This window comes from Cellulomonas sp. FA1 (assembly GCF_000986825.1).
In the GTDB taxonomy this organism is placed as follows: domain Bacteria; phylum Actinomycetota; class Actinomycetes; order Actinomycetales; family Cellulomonadaceae; genus Cellulomonas; species Cellulomonas iranensis.
The window spans coordinates 1435436-1453077 of sequence record NZ_LBMY01000001.1; the positions used below are offsets into that span (position 1 = coordinate 1435436).

General features: G+C 76.4%; 16 protein-coding genes and 1 tRNA gene. All 17 read right to left on the reverse strand.

Translation table 11 applies throughout. The features are described 5' to 3' along the window. On the reverse strand, positions 1-1092 hold the full coding sequence (locus GY42_RS06405) for a Gfo/Idh/MocA family protein (RefSeq protein WP_046528699.1): 1092 nt from the start codon (positions 1090-1092) through the stop codon (positions 1-3). 4 nt (positions 1093-1096) lie between these two features. Then, the gene (locus GY42_RS06410) at positions 1097-2203 is read right to left on the reverse strand and encodes a Gfo/Idh/MocA family protein (protein ID WP_046528700.1); all 1107 of its coding nucleotides are present in this window, start codon (positions 2201-2203) and stop codon (positions 1097-1099) included. Positions 2204-2226: 23 nt separating this feature from the next. Beyond that, positions 2227-3393 carry a Gfo/Idh/MocA family protein gene (locus GY42_RS06415; protein WP_046528701.1) on the reverse strand — a complete coding sequence of 389 codons (1167 nt, stop codon included), beginning with the start codon at positions 3391-3393 and terminating at the stop codon, positions 2227-2229. Between the two features lie 185 nt (positions 3394-3578). After that, positions 3579-4463 (reverse strand): transketolase family protein, encoded by an 885-nt coding sequence (locus GY42_RS06420; RefSeq protein WP_046530635.1) that lies wholly within the window; start codon positions 4461-4463, stop codon positions 3579-3581. Further along, on the reverse strand, positions 4463-5149 hold the full coding sequence (locus GY42_RS06425; RefSeq protein ID WP_046528702.1) for a transketolase: 687 nt from the start codon (positions 5147-5149) through the stop codon (positions 4463-4465). Before GY42_RS06425 ends, GY42_RS06420 begins: the two co-directional genes overlap by 1 nt. A gap of 146 nt (positions 5150-5295) precedes the next feature. Then, positions 5296-5368: transfer RNA gene (locus GY42_RS06430), tRNA-Ala, on the reverse strand. Positions 5369-5469: 101 nt separating this feature from the next. Then, positions 5470-6168: a histidine phosphatase family protein gene (locus GY42_RS06435; RefSeq protein ID WP_046528703.1), complete on the reverse strand. Its 699-nt coding sequence runs from the start codon at positions 6166-6168 to the stop codon at positions 5470-5472. Further along, positions 6165-6548 carry a ribosome silencing factor gene (gene rsfS, locus GY42_RS06440; RefSeq protein WP_046528704.1) on the reverse strand — a complete coding sequence of 128 codons (384 nt, stop codon included), beginning with the start codon at positions 6546-6548 and terminating at the stop codon, positions 6165-6167. Before rsfS ends, GY42_RS06435 begins: the two co-directional genes overlap by 4 nt. 64 nt (positions 6549-6612) lie before the next feature. Further along, positions 6613-7374 carry a hypothetical protein gene (locus GY42_RS18955; RefSeq protein ID WP_152667229.1) on the reverse strand — a complete coding sequence of 254 codons (762 nt, stop codon included), beginning with the start codon at positions 7372-7374 and terminating at the stop codon, positions 6613-6615. A 547-nt stretch (positions 7375-7921) separates the two neighbouring features. Continuing rightward, positions 7922-8539, reverse strand: coding sequence for a nicotinate-nucleotide adenylyltransferase (gene nadD / locus GY42_RS06450; protein ID WP_082131383.1), 618 nt, complete (start codon positions 8537-8539; stop codon positions 7922-7924). 2 nt (positions 8540-8541) lie between these two features. Then, positions 8542-8697 (reverse strand): hypothetical protein, encoded by a 156-nt coding sequence (locus GY42_RS19595; RefSeq protein ID WP_163276453.1) that lies wholly within the window; start codon positions 8695-8697, stop codon positions 8542-8544. 133 nt (positions 8698-8830) lie between these two features. Continuing rightward, a complete protein-coding gene (locus tag GY42_RS06455; RefSeq protein ID WP_046528707.1) occupies positions 8831-10138 on the reverse strand; it encodes a glutamate-5-semialdehyde dehydrogenase in 1308 nt (435 codons plus the stop codon). Positions 10139-10257: 119 nt separating this feature from the next. After that, positions 10258-11406, reverse strand: coding sequence for a glutamate 5-kinase (gene proB, locus GY42_RS06460; protein WP_046528708.1), 1149 nt, complete (start codon positions 11404-11406; stop codon positions 10258-10260). Positions 11407-11514: 108 nt separating this feature from the next. Then, positions 11515-13032, reverse strand: a complete 1518-nt coding sequence (obgE, locus tag GY42_RS06465) for a GTPase ObgE (protein ID WP_046528709.1) — start codon at positions 13030-13032, stop codon at positions 11515-11517. Between the two features lie 112 nt (positions 13033-13144). After that, positions 13145-13402: a 50S ribosomal protein L27 gene (gene rpmA / locus GY42_RS06470; protein WP_046528710.1), complete on the reverse strand. Its 258-nt coding sequence runs from the start codon at positions 13400-13402 to the stop codon at positions 13145-13147. 58 nt (positions 13403-13460) lie between these two features. Beyond that, positions 13461-13769: a 50S ribosomal protein L21 gene (rplU, locus tag GY42_RS06475; protein WP_201775302.1), complete on the reverse strand. Its 309-nt coding sequence runs from the start codon at positions 13767-13769 to the stop codon at positions 13461-13463. Between the two features lie 293 nt (positions 13770-14062). Further along, positions 14063-17302, reverse strand: a complete 3240-nt coding sequence (locus GY42_RS06480) for an Rne/Rng family ribonuclease (RefSeq protein WP_046528712.1) — start codon at positions 17300-17302, stop codon at positions 14063-14065. Between the last annotated feature and the right edge of the window lie 340 nt (positions 17303-17642).

The window sequence follows — 17642 nt, forward strand, 5'->3', positions numbered from 1 at the left end:
TCACGTCAGGTCGACGGGCGACCCGGACCGCGCCGAGCGGTAGACCGCGTCGACGACCTCCAGCGCGCGGATCCCGTCCTCCACGCCGACGCGCGGGGGTCGCCCCTCGCGCACGGCACGGACCACGTCGGCGAGCTGCCGCTCGTGCGCGACGCCCCAGCCGCCCGCCACCTCGTGCTCGGCCGTGCGGCTGCCGGTCCCCGCCACGGCCAGCGCGTCCGCGGTCACCTCGGCCCGCGGGCTCGGGACCTCGCCGAGCCGCGCGTCGACCACCACGCGGTCGCCCTCGACGACGACCGACCCGGCCGTGCCGTGCAGCGCGAGGCGCGCCGGGAACCCCGGGGCGACGGCGGTCGACGCCGCGAGCGTGCCGAGCGCGCCGCTGGTGAACGTCAGGGTCGCGCACACGACGTCCTCGACCTCGATGTCGTGCAGCCGCGTGGCCGCCGCCGCCTGGACCCGCGCGACGGGCCCGGCGGTGGCGAGCATGAGGTCGACCGTGTGGATCGCCTGGTTGACGAGCGCGCCGCCGCCGTCGCCGTCGACCGTGCCGCGCCACGCGTCCGCCGCGTAGTAGGCCGGGTCGCGCCACCAGGGCACGCGCGCGTCGACGAGCACGGGCACGCCGAGCGCGCCCGTCGCGACGAGGTGCTCGACGTGCGTGGTGGCGTCGTCGAAGCGGTGCTGGCTGACCACCGCGACGGTCCGTCCGTACCGGCGGGCCGCGGCGGCGAGGCGCCGCGCCGCGGCGAGCGTGACGTCGACCGGCTTCTCGACGACCACGTGCTTGCCGGCGGCGACCGCCTGCACGGCGAGCGCGGCGTGCCCGCCGCTGGGCGTGCAGACGCTGACGGCCTCGACCGCGGGGTCCGCGAGCACGTCGCCCCACGACCGCGCCTGCGCCCCGTGCTCGTCGGCGAGGGTCCGCGCGCGGCTCTCGACGACGTCGACGCACGCGACGAGGCGCGCCGCGGTCGCGCCGCCGAGCGCCGCGAGGCCCGCGAGCGCCCGCGCGTGCGTCCGCGCGACGTTGCCGCAGCCGACGATCGCGAACCCCAGCGGGGCGGCCGGCGTCCCGGACCCGGGCGTCATCGCGTCACGCCCCGGGCCGGGACGTCCCGCGCCCGGGACCGGGCGTGAGGTCGCGGGCGCCCAGCTGCGCGCGGATGCTCAGCTCGGCCGCCGCGAACGCGTGCTCCTGCGTCATGGCGGCCTCGGTCCGCTCGAGGCAGTCGAGGATGAGCCGCCCGAAGAACGGGTACCCGACGTCGCCGCGCGTGACGAGGTGGTGCTCGGAGGTCCCGTCGACGAGGAACACGTGGCCCGGGCCCTCGTCCGTGCCGACGTTCACGAACTTGCGCAGCTCGATGTAGCCGTCGGTCCCCAGCAGCAGCGTGCGCCCGTCGCCCCAGGTCCGCAGGCCGTCGGGCGTGAACCAGTCCACGCGGCAGTACCCGGTCGCGCCGTTGTCGAGCACGACGTTCGCGTCGCCGAAGTCGTCGAGCCCGGGCGTGCGCGGGTTCGCGTAGTTCGCGATCGAGGCGTTCACGACGGTGCCGCCGGAGGCGCCCGTGTAGTGAAGCATCTGCTCCATGTTGTGGCTGCCGATGTCGCACAGGATCCCGCCGTACCGCTCACGGTCGAAGAACCAGTCGGGACGTCCGGACCCGAGCCGGTGCGGCCCGAGCGCGAGCACCTGCACGACGCGCCCGATCGCGCCCCGTTCGACGAGCTGGCCGGCGAGCACCGCCGCCTCGACGTGGATGCGCTCGGAGTAGTAGACGGCGTACTTCAGCCCGGTGCGCGCCGTGGCCTCGCGCGCCGCGGCCAGCTGGTCGAGCGTCGTGAGGGGTGCCTTGTCGGTGAAGTAGTCCTTGCCCGCCGCGATGACCCGCAGGCCCAGCGCGCAGCGTGCGGACGGCACGGCGGCGCCGGCGACGAGCCGCACGGCGGGGTCGCCCAGCACCTCGTCCTCGGAGCGCGCCGCGCGCGCCTGCGGGAAGCGCGCGCGGAACCGCTCGACCTTGACGGGGTCGGGGTCCCACACCCAGGTCAGGGTGCCGCCCGCGCCGATCACGCCCTCGCACATGCCGTAGACGTGGCCGTGGTCGAGGCCGACGGCCGCGAACGGGAACTCCCCCGGCCCGACGACGGGCGCGGGCACGGGCTCCGGGGCGTACGCGGCCCCGTTGGCGGTGCTCATGGTCTCTCCTCGGTCTCGTCCGGTCACCGGGCGTCCGCGGCGCCGCCGCCGACCCGGATCTGGCCGGGCAGGCCCGCGACGGACCCGGTCTTCTCGTAGAAGTGCGGCGCGCGCTCGACGAGCGCGCCGGCGCGGTAGTACGGGTCGTCGGGCGTGATCGGCAGCGGCACCGTGCGGCGCTCGATGCCGGAGGCGTAGATCGCCGTGACCAGCTCGACGGCGTTCCTGCCGTCCTGCGCGTCGATCGCCGGGGCGCGCCCGTCGCGCACGGCGGCGAGGACGTCGCCGATCTGGCCCGTGTGCCCCTGGTGCGGCAGCGCGGGGAGCGCCGCCGCGAGCGCCTCGAGCCGCTCGACCAGCTCCGGGTCGCCGCCGGGGGCACCGAAGCCGTTGGGCGCGGCGACGTCGGCGACGACCTTCCACGGCTGCGACACGCGCGCCCGCTCACCCTGGACGACGATGCCCTGCTCCTCGCCGTGGTGGACGACGGACGCGGTGACCGTGGCCAGCGCGCGCTCGTAGGCCAGGACCGCGACCGAGAGGTCCTCGACCTCGGCGTTGTCGTGCTGCGCGTTGGTGAGGACCGCCGTCACGGCTCGGGGGCGACCCAGCAGCCAGAGCGTGAGGTCGAGGTGGTGGATCGCGTGGTTGAGCGTGCAGCCGCCGCCCTCCGACGCCCAGGTGCCGCGCCAGTCGAGGTCGTAGTACGCCCGGCCGCGCCACCAGGCGGAGTCCACCCGCGCGTGCGAGACCGTGCCGATCAGGCCCGAGTCGAGCGCCGCCTTGAGGGTCGCCATGTCGTCCCGGAACCGGTTCTGGGCGACGACGGAGCAGATCCGGCCCGCGCGCTCGGCGGCCGCGATCATGGCGTCGCAGTCCTCGAGCGACGGCGACATCGGCTTCTCGACCAGCACGTGCACGCCCGCCTCGAGCGCGGCGACCGCGAGGTCGCGGTGGGTCGCCGGCGGCGTCGCGACGCTGACGAGGTCGAGGTCCTCGGCCGCGAGCATGGCGCGCGCGTCGTCGTAGGCGCGGGCGCCGTCGAGCCCGAACTCGGCGCGCCGGGCCCGCGCCCGCTCCGGCTGGACGTCGCAGAGCGCGACCACCTCGCAGTCCTGGCCGAACCGGCCGTACCCCTGCAGGTGGGCGCCGGAGATCCCTCCGGCGCCGATGATCCCGACCTTCAGCATCGTCGTCCTCCCGATCGCGCGCGGGCCGCTCTGCCCACGGGCAGCCTCCCGGCCCGTCGGGGGGCGCGCGCGGCTTGATACGTATCAACATACGTGGCGCGCGGCGGCCTGACCACCCCGACGGCGCACGCGCGCGGAGGCGGACGGGACGCCGTGCGCCCCGCCCGCCTCCGGGCCGCCCGTGGTCAGGCGGCCGCACCCCCGTGCCCCAGCACGCGCGCACGGACGCCCGCCGCGTCGAGCCCGTGCAGCCGCGCGTGGTCGGCCGGCGTGCCGTACGTCCGCCGCTCCTCGCGCCCCACGCCGACGTGCTCGACCTCGACGCGCCGCCCCCGCAGCGCGGCGGCCACCTCGGGGGCGGTCGTGCCCTCGAGGTACGGCTCGACGACCACGACCCGCACGTGGTGCTCGGCGAGCGCGCGCAGCGTGCCGCGGTCGAGCGGGAACGGCGTGGCCGTGTACGCGAGCGTCACGCCGAGCCCCTCGACCGCCTGCTGCGCGGCCGCGAGCGCGGGCCCGACCGCGAGCACGAGCGTCCCGCGCCCGTGCCGGACCACGTGGATCCCCCCGTCGGCGGGCCACGCCTGCGGGTTCACCTGCGACGACAGCCGGACGTACTGCCGGTCGTCGGCACGCGCCGCGGCACGCACCAGCGTCTCGACCTCGTCGGGGTGCCCCGGGGTGTGCAGCCGCCAGCCGGGCAGCGCGCTGAGCAGCGCCACGTCGGCCGGGCTCTGGTGCGTGCGCCCCTCGCTCGCGGCGTCGAAGCTCGCGCCGATCGACACGAGCACCGCCCCGAGGTCCTGGTGGGACAGGTCGAGCTTGACCTGCTCGTACGGGCGCTCCACGAGGAACGGCGCGTAGCTGTGCACGAACGGGCGCAGACCCGCGAGCGCGAGCCCCGCGGCGACGCCGACCATGGTCTGCTCGCGGATCCCGACGTTGAGCACGCGCTCGTCGGCCGACTCGCCCGCGACGAGCCCGAGGGGGCCGATGTCCGCCAGCACGAGCGCCGTCCGCTCGTCCGTGCGCAGCAGGTCGGCCATCGTGGCGTAGAACCGGGCGCGCATCACGACCCCTTCCTGGCGGTGCGGACGACCGTCACGTGCGGGCGGTCGCCGTGCACGCGCAACGAGTCGCGCAGCGCGTCGTGGTCGGCCGTGTCGACGACGGCCCCCGTCCACCCCTCGTGCTGGAACCGCGTGACGATCCCGCCGGGCCAGCCGAGCGTCGCCGAGTCGTTGTCGACGACGACGCACGCGAGGCGACCGAGCCCCCAGCGGCCGGCGACCGCGATCGCCTCGTGGTTGCTGCCCTCGTCCAGCTCGGCGTCCCCGACCAGCACGACGACCCGGCCGGGCGCACCCGCGATCTCCAGGCCCCGCGCGAGGCCCACCGCGATCGGCAGCCCGTGCCCGAGCGAGCCCGACGAGATCTCCACGGGCGGCACGAGCAGCCGGTCCGGGTGGTGCCCCAGCGGCGAGCCGGGCCCCGCGAGGTCGTCGAGCCACGACGCGGGGATCAGGCCCTTCGTCGCGAGCACCGCGTAGTACGACGCCGGGCCGTGCCCCTTCGACAGCAGGAACCGGTCCCGCTCGGACCAGGGGTCGAGCCGCAGGACCTGGTCGTGCAGGACCCACAGCACGTCGAGCGTGGACTGCGCGGCGGCGTCGTGCTTCTCGTCGCCGGTGACGCGCGTGAGGTGGCGCAGCAGGGTGTCGGGCAGGCGGTCGGTCAGGGGTGGTGAGGTGCTCATGCCCCCACGCTCGGTGCTCAACAGAGGTTGAGGTCAAGGGGCGTGCCGCGTGCGACGTCGTCGACGTCGCGGCGCCGCGCGAACGACGGCGGCACCGTGAACGACGAAGGCACCGTCCAGATCCCTGGACGGTGCCTTCGTTCCGGTGGAGCTGAGGGGACTCGAACCCCTGACCCCCTGCATGCCATGCAGGTGCGCTACCAGCTGCGCCACAGCCCCGTGGTCCCCGAGAGGACCCCGTCGCCCCGAGGGGCGCCCGGAGAGTTTACGACGATCCGAGCGTCGAAAGCGAATCGGGCGCCGGGGCGACGGGTGTGACGTCAGTCCGGGTCGCGGACCGCGTCGTCGTCGTCCCCCGCCGGCTCCGGGTCGGGGCCCGCGTTCCAGTCGGACGACGCGTCCGTCGGGCCCACGTTGAAGCCCAGGAGGCGCCAGGCCGGGTCGACGCCCGGGCCCGAGCGCACGAGCTCGACCCAGTGCGCGTTGTGCAGCCCGCCGACCCCGCGCCACGCGGGGTCCTGCCCCAGCAGCGCCGCCACGAGCGCACCGATCGCCGCGCCGTGCGACACGACCACCAGGCCGCCGCCGTCCGGCGTCCGCTCGAGCTGGTCCGCGACCGCGCCCGTGAGCCGCGCCGCGAGGTCCGCGCGCGTCTCCGCGCCGACGCCCGTCGGGTCGCCCCCCGCGCGCCACACGCCGAACTCCCCCGGCCAGCGCGCGTCGATCTCCGCGCCCGTCAGGCCCTCCCACTCGCCGAACGACCGCTCGCGCAGCCGCGGGTCGGTCTCGAGGGGCAGGTCGAGCGCGCGCGTGAGGTAGGTCGCCGTCTCGACCGCACGCGTGAGGTCCGACGACACGACGCGCGCGGGGCGCGCCCGCTGCGCGAGCCGCGACGCCGCCGTGCGCGCCTGCCAGTGGCCGACCTCGTCGAGCGGGATGTCGACCTGGCCCTGCAGGCGCGCGGCGGAGTTGTACGCGGTGCGGCCGTGCCGCCACAGCAGGAGGTGCTGCTGGGTCATGCGTCGGCCTGCTCGCCGCGCGCCTCGGGCGGCAGCTCGATGACCGGGCAGTCCTTCCACAGCCGCTCGAGGGCGTAGTACACGCGGTCCTCGGCGTGCTGCACGTGGACGACCACGTCGCCGAAGTCGATGAGCACCCAGCGCCCCTGGGACTTGCCCTCGCGGCGCACGGGCTTCGCGCCCATCGTGTGCAGCGCCTCCTCGACGGCGTCGACGATCGCGCCGACCTGGCGCTCGTTCGTCCCCGACGCGATGAGGAACACGTCGGTGAGCACGAGCTGCTCGCTCACGTCGAGCGCGATGATCTCCTGCGCCTTGAGGTCGGAGGCCGCGCGGGCGGCCGCGTGGGCCAGCTCGACGGCACGGGGGCTCGCGGTCACGGGGCTCCTCGGGGTGGTGTCGGTGCGCGCGGTCGCCGGGGCGGCGCCGAACGCGAGGGGGATGTCAGAGAGGGCCGGAGCCGTCGTGCGCCACGACGCCGTCGACCACGCGGACGGCGGCGCCCGCGGCGGGCTCGTCGTTCCCGCTCGCCTGGATGTAGAGCAGCATCGCGAGGAAGCCGAGCACGAACGCGACGAGCGAGAGCACCAGCAGGTGCAGCCACGTGTAGGGGTGCCGGCGCGTCGTGGGCTCGTCGTCCTCGTCGAGGTCCTCGTCCTCGTCGTGCGCGACGGCCGACGCGGTGCGCGACGAGCCCCACGGCGTGGCCGCGGGTGCGTCGGACGCGCGCTCCGCGGGCGTGGGGGTCGCGGCCGGCCGCGGCCACGCGTCACCGGACGTCGTGCCCCCGGCGTCGGCCGCACCCTGGACGGCGGGCCACGCGCGCCCGTCGGCGTCGGTGCGCTGCGGCGCGGCCGTCTGGAAGGAGCTCAGCGCGGGAGCCGCTGCCTCGGCAGCCGCCGGCCGCGGCGCCTCGGCCGGTGCCGCGGGGGTCCACGACCGCCCGGGTGCGGGTGCGGGGACGGGGGACGCGTGGGGAGCCGCCGCGGGAGCACCGCCGCCCCACGGCGTCGGCCGTGCCGACGCGGCCGACGACGGGGCCGCCGCGGCCGCCCAGCTCGGGCCCCCGGACGTCGGGGCGGGCGCGGGGCCGCTCTCCCGGGCCCAGGCCGGACCCTCGGACGCCTGACGTGGCGTCGGGGCACCACCCGGGGCCGAGGCCGCCGGGGGCTGCGCCCAGGGGCGCGTCGCGGCGGGCGGCTGCACCGGTGCGGACGGTCGCGACGTGACGCGGGCGTCCGTCGACCCGGCACCGGACGCCGCACCCCAGGCGCCGCCGGACGCCGGCACGGGTCCCGCACCGGTCGCCGGGCGGGGCGCGGGGGCGGCCGGGCGCGGCGCCACCGGTGCGGTCGAGCGTGCGGTCGGGGCGGCGGGACGTGCCGCCGCGGGAGGCGTCGCCGCACGCGGGGCGGCGGTCGGGTCGAGCGCCGAGTCGCGGTACGAGCGGCGCGAGCGCGCACCGTCGGGCGACGCTCCGGGACCGGGCGCCGCGGGGGCCGACGGCGTCGGACCCGCCGGGACCGGGCCGGGCCGGGGCGCCGACGCCTGCGGTGCCGGCGCGGCCGACCACGCGGACGGTGCGGCGCCGTCCGTGCCCGCGGGCGGGGTCACCAGACGGCTGCGCAGGGCGCGTCGCGAGCCGGGCGCCGGGGCACCGCCCCCGGAGGCCGGGGACACGGGGGCGCCGGCGCCCTGTCCTCCGTCCTCGACCGCGCGCTCCATCTCACGACGGCGGCGACGCTCTCCGGGTTCACTCATCAGGACCTCGATACAACCTGTGCTTGGCGATGTACTGGACGACCCCGTCGGGGACGAGGTACCACACCGGCTCCCCCGCACGCGCTCGTGCGCGGACGTCGGTCGAGGAGATCGCCAGGGCCGGGACCTCCAGGACGTCGACCCGCCCGGAGGGCAGGCCGTCCACCGACAGCGTGTGCCCGGGGCGGGTGACCGCCACGAACCGCGCCATGTCGAAGAGCTCGGCAGCATCCTTCCACGTGAGGATCTGCGCGATCGCGTCGGCACCGGTGATGAAGAAGAGGTCGGCGTCCGGGCGCGCGGTCTTGAGGTCCCGGAGCGTGTCGACCGTGTACGTCAGGCCCGTGCGGTCGACGTCCACCCGGCTGACCGTGAAGCGCGGGTTCGACGCCGTGGCGATCACCGTCATGAGGTAGCGGTGCTCGGCCGGCGAGACGTCGACGTGCTGCTTGAACGTCGGCTTGCCCGTCGGCACGAACACGACCTCGTCGAGGTCGAACCGGGCGGCGGCCTCGCTGGCCGCGACCAGGTGGCCGTGGTGCACGGGGTCGAACGTGCCGCCCATCACCCCGAGGCGTGGGCGGGCAGGGACCCCCGCGGAGACCGGCACGGTCAGTGGCGGGTCCCGACGGACCGGAAGGCGTACGTGACGAGGAGCATCGCGAGGAGCCCCACGAAGGCGCCGACGCCGAACACGACGGGCGGGAACGGCAGCTCGCTCGCGTGGGCCGCGGTCTCCTCGGCGGCGGCGATCAGGGTGGCCTGCACGGCATCCTCCTGGGGGTCGTCGGTGGTGCGGGGACGGGGTGGTGCGGGGGCGGCACGTCGGACGGAGGCCGCCCGGCGCCGCAGCCACCCAGTGTCGCATGCCCGCCCGTGCGGACCGGGCACGCGACGGGTGTCAGGGGCGCACGTGCCCGTCGCCGTGCACGACCCACTTGGTCGTCGTGAGCTCCGCCAGCCCCATCGGGCCGCGGGCGTGCAGCTTCTGCGTCGAGATGCCGATCTCGGCGCCCAGCCCGAACTGGCCGCCGTCGGTGAAGCGCGTCGAGGCGTTGACGATCACGGCGGCCGCGTCGACCTCTGCGACGAACCGCTCGGACGCCCGCAGGTCCCGCGTGAGGATCGCCTCGGTGTGCCCCGTGGACCAGCGCCGGACGTGGTCGATCGCGGCGTCGAGGTCGTCGACGACCCGCACCGCGAGGTCGAGCGACAGGTACTCGGTGCCCCAGTCGGCCTCGGTCGCCGGCACGGTCGCCACGCCGTGCGGCGCGTGCGCGAGCGTCGCGGCGTCGCCGTGCACCGTGACCCCGGCCTGGCCGAGCGCGGCCAGCGCGGACGGCAGGAACGCGTCGGCGACGTCGCGGTGCACGAGCAGCGTCTCGACCGCGTTGCACACCCCGACGCGCTGCGTCTTGGCGTTGAGCAGGATCGGCAGCGCGTCAGCGAGGTCGGCGCTCGCGTCGACGTAGAGGTGGCAGTTGCCGACGCCGGTCTCGATGACCGGCACGGTCGCCTCGCGCACGACCGTCGCGATGAGGTCGGCACCGCCGCGCGGCACGAGCACGTCGACCAGGCCGCGCGCGTGCATGAGGGCGACGCCGCCGGGACGCCCCCAGGCGTCGACCGACTGGACGAGGTCGCGCGGCAGGCCCTGCGCGGCGAGCGCCTCGGCGAGGACCTCGACGATCGTCGCGTTGCTGCTCGCGGCGGCCGACCCGCCGCGCAGCACGACCGCGTTCCCGCTCTTGAGCGCGAGGCCCGCCGCGTCCACGGTCACGTTGGGCCGCGCCTCGTAGATCATGCCGACGACGCCCATGGGCACGCGCACCTGGCGCAGCCGCAGGCCGTTCGGCAGCGTCGAGCCGCGCACGACCTCGCCCACCGGGTCGGGCAGCGCCGCGAGCTCGCGCAGCGCGTCGGCGATCGCGACGACACGCTCCGGGGTCAGCGCGAGGCGGTCGAGCAGGCCCTCGGACATCCCCCCGGCGCGTCCGCGGGCGACGTCCTCGGCGTTCGCGGCCAGCACGCGGTCGGTCGCCGCGACCAGCGCGTCCGCGAGCGCACGCAGCGCGGCGTCCTTCGTCGCGCGTGTCGCGGTCGCGAGCGCGCGCGACGCCTCGCGGGCACGGCGCGCGACCTCGAGGACGGCGACCTCGGGGTCGTCCTGCGCGAGCGCGGGCGTCGACTGCTCCAGGGACGTGGTCATGCGCCCAGGCTAGTCGCGCACGCGCGCGCCCGTGCCGGGCGCCCGCCTCGCGGACCGGCGCGGCCCGGGACGCGTGACGGTCCCGCTCCGTTCGCCACGGGTGCCCGCCCGGCGGCCCCTCACCGCCGCCGACGCACCAGCACGAGGTCGTCGCGGTGCACGAGCTCACGGTCGTAGCCGGGCCCGAGCGTGTCGCGCAGGTCGCCCGTGCTGTGCCCCAGCAGCTGCGGCACCTCGTCGGAGCCGTAGGCCACCAGGCCGCGCGCCACGACGCCGCCCGCGGCGTCCACGAGCTCGACGGGGTCGCCCGCCTCGAACGCACCCTCGACGGCCGTCACGCCCGCGGGCAGCAGCGACGTGCGACGCTCGACGACGGCACGCACCGCACCGTCGTCGAGCACGAGCCGCCCGCGCGTGCGCGCCGCGTGCGCGAGCCACAGCAGCCGGATCGACCGGCGCCGGCCCGTCGCGGCGAACCACGTGCCGACGTCCTCCCCCGCGAACGCGGCCGCCGCCTGCGCGGCCGACGTCAGGACGACCGGGATCCCCGACTGCGTCGCGATCGCGACCGACTCGATCTTGGTGACCATGCCGCCCGTGCCGACCGCGCTGCCGCGGGCCGTCACGTCCACGCCGTCGAGCTCGCCCGGCGCGCGCACCTCGGCGATGCGTCGCGACCCGGGCCGCGACGGCGGGCCCGTGTAGAGCGCGTCGACGTCGGTCAGCAGCGCGAGCGCGTCGGCGTGCACGAGGTGCGACACGAGCGCCGCGAGCCGGTCGTTGTCGCCGAACCGGATCTCGTCGGTCGCGACGGCGTCGTTCTCGTTGATGATCGGCAGGACGCCGAGGTCGAGCAGGCGCGTCAGCGCACGGTGCGCGTTGCGGTACCGCCCGCGCCGCCACGTGTCCTCGGCGGTCAGCAGCACCTGCGCGACCGTGAGGCCGTGCGCGGCGAACGCGCGCTCGTAGTCGGCGACGAGCAGGCCCTGCCCCACCGACGCGGCGGCCTGCTGCGTCGCGAGGTCCCGCGGGCGCGCGGGCAGCCCCAGCGGGCCGATGCCCGCCGCGATCGCGCCCGACGACACGAGCACGACCTGCGTGCCCGCCGCACGCCGTGCCGCGAGCACGTCGACGACGGCGGCGAGCCGCTGCGGGTCGAGGTGACCGTCCGGGGTCGTCAGGGACGACGACCCGACCTTGACGACGATGCGCCCGGCGTGCGGCAGCTGGTCTCGGCCCTGGAGGGCGACGGCACTCACGCAGGCCATGATGCCGCGCCGAGCGCCGTCGCCCGTGCGACGCCCGCCCCGCGGACGGGGCCGCGGACCGGCGCCGGACGGGTGCGGGCCGCACGGCGTGCGCGCGGCCCGCCCGCGTCACGCGTCGGGGTCGGTCCAGACGCCCTTCTCGCGCTCGGTCCACAGCTCGGCGCGCGCAGCGGCCTTGGCGTCCATCCGCTCGGTGTACTCGCGCCGCTTCTGGCCGCGCGTGGGGCGCGACTGGTCGTCGAGACGCGCGTCCGTGCCACGGGGACCACCCAGCAGCTCGGAGCCCGTCAGCAGCGTCGGCTCCCAGTCGAAGACCACGGCGTTCTCGTCGGGACCGATGCGCACCTCGTCGCCCGCGACCGCGCCCGCCGCGTAGAGACGCTCCTCGACGCCCGCGCGTGCGAGCCGGTCGGCGAGGTAGCCGACCGCCTCGTCGTTGGAGAAGTCCGTCTGGCGCACCCACCGCTCGGGCTTCTCGCCGCGCACCACGAACCACACCTGGCCGTTGCCCTCGCGCCGCGTGACCGTGAACCCGGTCTCGTCGACCGCGCGCGGGCGTAGCACGACGCGCGTGGCCTCGGGCGGCGGCGCGTCGCGACGCGCCTGCACGACGCGCTCGGCGAGCGCGAACGTCAGCGGGCGCAGGCCCTCGTGGCTCGCGGTCGACACCTCGAACACCGGCAGGCCGCGCGCCTCCAGCTCGGGGCGCACGAGGTCGGCGAGCTCGCGGGCCTCGGGCACGTCGATCTTGTTCAGCACGACGACGCGCGGGCGCTGCGTGAGCGGTACGCCGCCCGCGGCGACCTCGAGGTCCTCGGCGTACGCGGCGAGCTCGGCCTCGATCACGTCGAGGTCGGTGAGCGGGTCACGTCCCGGCTCGAGCGTCGCGCAGTCCAGCACGTGCACGATGACGGCGCAGCGCTCGATGTGCCGCAGGAACTCCAGCCCGAGGCCCTTGCCCTGCGACGCCCCGGGGATCAGACCCGGCACGTCCGCGACGGTGTACCGCGCGTCCCCGGCCTGCACGACGCCGAGGTTCGGCACGAGGGTCGTGAACGGGTAGTCGGCGATCTTGGGGCGCGCGGCGGACACGGCCGCGACGAGGCTCGACTTGCCCGCGGAGGGGTAGCCGACGAGCGCGACGTCCGCGATCGTCTTGAGCTCGAGCACGACGTCGGCGGACTCGCCGGGCTCGCCGAGCAGCGCGAACCCGGGCGCCTTGCGGCGCGGCGAGGCGAGCGCCGCGTTGCCGAGCCCGCCGCGACCGCCCGCGGCGACGACGTAGCGCGCACCCGCGCCGACGAGGTCGGCCAGCACGGTGCCGTCGGGCGACTTCACGACGGTGCCGTCGGGGACCCCGAGCACGAGGTCCTCGGCGGTCGACCCGCTGCGGTGGTCGCCCATGCCCTGCGTGCCGGACGCGGCGCGCCGGTGCGGCAGGTGGTGGTACGGCAGCAGCGTGGTCACCTGCGGGTCGACCTCGAGGATCACCGACCCGCCGTTGCCGCCGTTGCCGCCGTCGGGGCCCGCCAGGGGCTTGAACTTCTCGCGGTGGATCGACGCGCACCCGTGCCCGCCGTCACCGCCGGTCGCGTGCACCACGACTCGGTCGACGAACGTCGCCACGGGTGTCCTCCTCGTCCTTCAGGGTGCGGGCGGGCGCCCGCCTCGGTCGTGCAACGACGAAGGGGCGCACCGCACCGGTGCGCCCCTCCGACGTCGATGGTGAGGCAGTGCCTCAGGCGTCGGCCGCCACGATGTCGACGACCTTGCGGCCGCGGCGCGTGCCGAACGCGACCGCACCGGCGGTCAGCGCGAACAGCGTGTCGTCGCCGCCCCGGCCGACGTTGTCACCGGGGTGGAAGTGCGTGCCGCGCTGGCGGACGATGATCTCGCCGGCCTTGACGACCTGACCGCCGAAGCGCTTCACGCCGAGGCGCTGGGCGTTGGAGTCGCGACCGTTGCGCGAGGAGCTCGCGCCCTTCTTGTGTGCCATGACAGACCTGCTCTCAGTGTTCCGGAGTACGGGGTGCAGCCGCCGAGGCGGCGCGAGCTCACTTGATGCCGGTGACCTTGAGGCGGGTCAGCTTCTGGCGGTGACCCTGGCGCTTGCGGTAGCCGGTCTTGTTCTTGTACTTGAGGATGTCGATCTTGGGACCCTTCTCGTCCCGCACGACCTCCGCCGTGACCGTCACCTTCGCGAGCGCCGCGGCGTCCGTGGTGACCTTCTCGCCGTCGACGAGCAGGAGCGCCGGCAGCTGGACCGACGAACCCGCCTCGGCGGCGAGGCGGTCGACGACGACGACGTCGCCGACGGCGACCTTCTCCTGGCGGCCGCCAGCCTTCACGATCGCGTACACCACGTTGCTGCTCATCTCTGCTCGTCGGACCTGCACGTCACTGCTCATCGGTACTGCACTCGGTGCCCGTGACCCGCCGAGGCCCGCGCACCACCCCGCCACGGGGGCGAGGGGTTCGCGTCGGCGAGGTCGTCCGCGGCGCCCGACCGTGGTGCCTGCCGGCGGCCCCGGCTCTCGCGAGCCCGGTGCGGTACCGGCACTGCCACGGCGCGCACGCGACGCACCGACGTTCTAGGGTACGGACCCGTCCGCGCCGGGTCAAACGCGCACGGACGGGTCCGGGTGGCTCCCGGGCGTCAGTCGCCCTCGCCGTCCGCCGGCGCGGCCCCGGCCTGCGCGGGCTCGTCGTCCTCGAACGACGCGAACAGGTCGGGGTCGACCGCGTGGAGCTCGAGCGGCGCGTCGGTCTCGACGACCGGCGCAGCCGCCGCGCGCGCCGCACCGAGCTCCGCGAGGACGTCCAGCACGGGCGCCGCCGGCACCGGGGCGGCCTCGGGCGCGGCGTCGGCCTGCGCCGCCGCGTCCGTGCCGTCCTGCTCCGGGGCGTCCGCATCCTCGGTCCGCTCGTGGTCGTGGTCGTGCGCGTGCGCGGCGGCCGCCGCGATCGTCGCGAGGGTCGCCTTCACGGCCTCGCGCGCCTCGGGCAGCACCGGGACGGCCGCGGCCGCCACCGGGGCGGCGGCGCTCCCCTGCTCGGCGGTGGCCCGCTTGCGGCGCGAGCGCTTCGACTCGCCCTGCTCGGGTGCGGGCTGCGCGCCCGCGTCCTGGCGCGAGCTCTTCGACACGGGGTCGGTGTGCACGATGAACCCGCGACCGTGGCAGTGCTCGCACGTCTCGCTGAACGCCTCGACCAGGCCCTGGCCGACCCGCTTGCGCGTCATCTGCACGAGGCCGAGCGAGGTCACCTCGGCGACCTGGTGCTTGGTGCGGTCGCGCCCCAGGCACTCGACGAGGCGGCGCAGCACGAGGTCGCGGTTGGACTCGAGCACCATGTCGATGAAGTCGATGACGATGATGCCGCCGATGTCGCGCAGCCGGAGCTGGCGCACGATCTCCTCGGCCGCCTCGAGGTTGTTGCGCGTCACCGTCTCCTCGAGCGTGCCGCCGGCGCCCGTGAACTTGCCGGTGTTGACGTCGACGACGGTCATGGCCTCGGTGCGGTCGATCACGAGCGAGCCGCCCGACGGGAGCCAGACCTTGCGGTCCATGCCCTTGGCCAGCTGCTCGTCGATGCGGTGCACGCTGAACAGGTCCTGCGTACCGGTCCACTTCTCGACGCGGGCGGCGAGGTCGGGCGCGAGCTCGCCGACGTAGGTCGAGATGGTCGTCCACGCGTCGTCGCCCTGGACCACGAGCGAGGAGAAGTCGTCGTTGAAGATGTCGCGGACCACGCGGATCGCCATGTCGGGCTCGCCCTGCAGCAGCGCGGGAGCGTTGGCGGTCTTCGTCTTGCGCTCGATCGCCTCCCACTGGCCCTGCAGGCGCACGACGTCGGCGCGCAGCTCGTCCTCGCTCGCACCCTCCGCGGCGGTGCGCACGATGACGCCCGCCGAGTCCGGCACCACGTCGCGCAGGATCTTCTTGAGACGCGAGCGCTCGGTGTCGGGGAGCTTGCGGCTGATGCCGGTCATGCCGCCGCCCGGCACGTACACGAGGTACCGGCCGGCCAGCGTGACCTGGCTGGTCAGGCGCGCACCCTTGTGCCCGATGGGGTCCTTGGTGACCTGGACGAGCACCGAGTCGCCCGACTTGAGGGCCTGCTCGATGCGGCGCGGCTGTCCCTCGAGGCCGGCCGCGTCCCAGTTGACCTCACCGGCGTACAGCACGGCGTTGCGGCCCTTGCCGACGTCGACGAACGCGGCCTCCATGGACGGCAGCACGTTCTGGACGCGGCCCAGGTAGACGTTGCCCACCATCGAGGCCTGCGCCTGGTGCGACACGTAGTGCTCGACGAGCACGCCGTCCTCGAGCACCGCGATCTGCGTGCGGCCGTCGCGCTCGCGCACGACCATCGACCGCTCGACCGACTCGCGGCGCGCGAGGAACTCCGCCTCGGTGATGATCTGGCGCCGGCGGCCCGCGTCGCGTCCCTCGCGGCGGCGCTGGCGCTTGGCCTCCAGGCGCGTCGACCCGCGCAGCGCGGTGACCTCGTCGCCGCCCGAGCGGCGGCGCGGCTCGTCGCCGCCCTCGGCGCGGGCGCCACGGCGGCGACGGCGACGGCGGCGGCTCGAGCCGCCCGTCGACTCGTCGTCGCCGGCGTCCTGCTCGGCCTCCTGCTCGGCGTCCTCGTCCTCGTCGCCCGTGTCGGGGGCGTCCTCGGCGCTGTCGTCGCCCGCCTGCTCGGCACGGCCGCGACGGCCGCGGCCGCCCCGCCGCCGACGACGGCGCGGGCCGCCGTCCTCGTCGCCGGACTCGTCGTCGGCGGTGTCGGCGGTCTCGGCCGCCTCGGCGGCGCCGTCGGCCGCGTCCTCGGTCTCGTCCTGCGTGTCCTCGGTCGCGTCGTCCGCGGTCGCGTCGTCCGCGGACGCCTTGCGACCCCGGCCGCGACGACGGCGCGCGCGCGGCGCGGCCTCCTCGGCGACCGGCGCGTCGTCGACGACGACCTCCTCGACCGTCTCGACGGCGGTCTCCTCGTCGCTGCGCGCGGCCTCCGAGATCTCCTCGGGCGAGCCGGTGGACGCCTGCGCGCGCCGACGCCGGGGGCGGACGGCGGGGTCGGGCGCCTGGAAGAGGAGGGCGGTGGTCGCGAGGCGGGCGCGCGCGGGCGCCTCCTCCGCGGTGCGGTCGGTGCCACGCTCGGCTGCGCGTCCGGCGCTGCGCTCGGCCGTGCCGTCGGACGCGGGCTGCGCGGCGCGTCCGGCAGGACGGACCGCACCGAGCTCGGCGAGCACGTCGAGCGCGCCCCGGTCCGCGGGGGCGACGGGCTCGACGGCGGCCGGGGCGTCCTCCTGCGGCGCGTCGGCGGTGGCCTCGTCGGCGTCCTTCGCGGTGCGCGCGGACCGGCCGCCACGACGGCTGGGGCGGCGACGGCGCGGCGCGCGCTCCTCGGCGTCCTCGGCCACGGACTCGGCGACACCCGAGGCCTCGGGCTCGTCCGCGGGCGCCTCGGCCTCGTCGGCGGGTGCGGGGTCGACGACCTCGTCCGCCGGCACGTCCTCGTCGGTCTCGTCGGCCGCGGGCTCGACCGCGGCCGGCTCGGGCTCGGCCGGCGGCGCGACGGGCGCGGGCGCGGCGTCGTCCAGGACGACGGTGCGGGTCACGCGGCGCGAGCGCCGGGCGCGCGCGGCGGGCTTCTCGGGCGCCTCGACCGCGACCGGCGGCTCCTCGGCGACGGGCGGCTCGACGACGGGGGCCTCGGTAGGCGTCGCCGCCGCCTCAGCGGCGGTGGCCGGCGCGTCGTCGGCGACGGGCGGCGCGGCGGACGCCTCGGGGGGTGTCACGACGTCCCGCACGACCCGCCGGCGGCGCTTCGCGGGCGCCTTCTGCGTGGCCTCGGTGGCGTCGGTGGTGTTCTCGGGGGTGTTCGCGGGAGACAAGCGGGGTGCTCCTGGGTACCCCGGGGCCCCGTCCACACGTCGTACGCCCCCGGGCGGTCGGTCGTCGCTCACGTCCGGCTGCCCGGTGCGGCGACGGAAGTCGTCGGTCGGGCCCGCCGCGGCGTTCGGCGCCATCGCCTGCCGGGCCGTCTCGGGGCTTCCGGGGAAGCCCGCCGAGGGCGGGGCGGCGGCTGGCCTGCACGATCACGTGACGGCGAGCTCGTCGGACCCGACGGTGTGGGCGTCAGGACCTGTGGTCAGTATCGCACAGACGGCCGCGACAGCCCGGCCGACACGGGACGAGGTTCACGACGAGACGTCAGCACCCGGGACGTTGGTC